A 1,403-nucleotide genomic window follows, 5' to 3' on the forward strand; every position below is an offset into this window, starting at 1 on the left:
CAAGCGAAACCAAACCTTAAGAACGCAACGCTCGACACAATCGGCCGCGCAGTTCGCCTACGTGAAGGCACGGGTTACGTTTTCGATAACGTCCAGATTAACGTCAAATCTAGTTCAGCTGATCCGGCTGATGTTGATTACTTGAAAGACATCGCTGCAATCCGTATTAGCGATAACACCATTACAGGCGACCAAATTGAAGTTGCTGCTGGTGGTCTTGGTATCAAAAATGATGCGGTTGAATTGGTGATCAATAAGACTGACACAGGCTCAATTGGTGCAGATGGTGTCATCACTTCAGGTCTAGGTATTTACCGCGACACAGATACCCTGAACACTTTCCGCGCATTGAGCAATGTGAAAGAAGTGGTTGGTGTGTCTGGCGATATGGTCGATGAGAATTACTTAGATTCGTCAGATGTTGCGTTTGCCACAGAAGTAGACGCTGACAATACTGTTGCAGGCGTAGACCTAAGCATCTTCGAATGGGCACTTGAAGTTGTAAATGACAAGCCTGTTGTGGTTCTTTCTGGAGACATTACAACAGATCGTACGCTAACTAGTGGCAACCTTTATGCGATTACCGGTGAAGTGAACGTGACTAATGGCGCGGAACTGACCATTGAGGCAGGTACAACTTTGTTCGGTGCAACAGGTAACTCTTACTTGGCGATCAACCGTGGCGCAACCATCAATGCTGCGGGTACAGAAGCGAATCCAATTATCTTCACTTCGGCGCAAGATATTGCTGGTTTGAACAGCGGTGACGAGCAAGGCCAATGGGGTGGTTTGACGATTCTTGGTCAATCAACCAACAACAAAGGCGAGCGTACTTACGAAGCCGGCACACAGAAGTATGGTCCTGATGGCGGCGTAACAATTGCGGCAGACGATAGTGGTACATTGACTTATGTTGCTATCAAGTACTCAGGTTACGAAGTAGAAAAAGACAAAGAGTTGAACGGTCTTTCTCTAGCATCTGTTGGTTCTGGTACAACGATTAACAACATCGCGATTATCGGTTCAGCAGATGATGGTATCGAACTTTGGGGCGGTACGGTGAGTGTTGACGGTTTGTACATCTACAACGCTGGTGATGACTCAATCGATACTGACCAAGGTTATATCGGTACGCTTTCAAACGTGTATGCAGAGCAGAAAATTGTGGACGACGAAGTTGGTTCACGTGTGATCGAAGCGGATAGCTTTGATACGTCTGCGACGGGTACTCCACGCGCTAAACCAACGCTTACTAACGCAGTGTTGAAATCTGTAGGGCGAGCAGTGCGTTTGCGCGAAGGTACAGATTACGTATTCGATGGTGTTCAAATCACTGTTGAAAGCTCTTCTGACACAAGCGTTGAAGCTATTCGTGTAAGTGATACTGGTTTGCCTACAGGTGC

At 47.0% G+C, this 1,403-nt stretch carries 1 pseudogene; it reads left to right on the plus strand.

From position 1 onward, the window contains the following. Positions 1-1,403, plus strand: a pseudogene (locus tag A3762_RS27565) (hypothetical protein); the annotation flags it as partial.

This window comes from Oleiphilus sp. HI0125 (assembly GCF_001635355.1).